1 protein-coding gene is annotated in these 283 nt (G+C 45.9%); it reads right to left on the bottom strand.

Features of this window, described 5'->3' with window-relative positions; translation table 11 throughout:
- Window positions 1–283: DUF6359 domain-containing protein (locus tag C1E99_RS00405; protein ID WP_202863381.1), on the bottom strand; the 283-nt coding region annotated here is incomplete at both ends.

Here is a 283-nt window from a genome sequence, read left to right as displayed (position 1 = left end):
AGATGAATCTACGATTTCAATCGCTGTAGCTGGTTTGATCCCAGCTCGCTTCATGTATGTATCGCTAGTTCCTGTGATGCGAACCAATTTTCCGACTAGTTCGGGATGATCAACGAGGTTGAATTGGCTGCGAAGTGGTTCCTTTAGTTGAATAGGGATAGTGTCGGCGGCCGCAGTATCCATGCTTGTACCAAGGGCTAAATTTGTTTTGTTGGTAGCGTCAAAAGCGGTTCCGCTACTATTAAGTGGTGCAATAAGATAGCCTTGTATCGTGACTTCCGAC

The organism is Streptococcus suis, from assembly GCF_002964045.1.
Lineage (GTDB): Bacteria > Bacillota > Bacilli > Lactobacillales > Streptococcaceae > Streptococcus > Streptococcus suis_U.
This window is presented reverse-complemented; position numbering and strand designations above follow the sequence as displayed.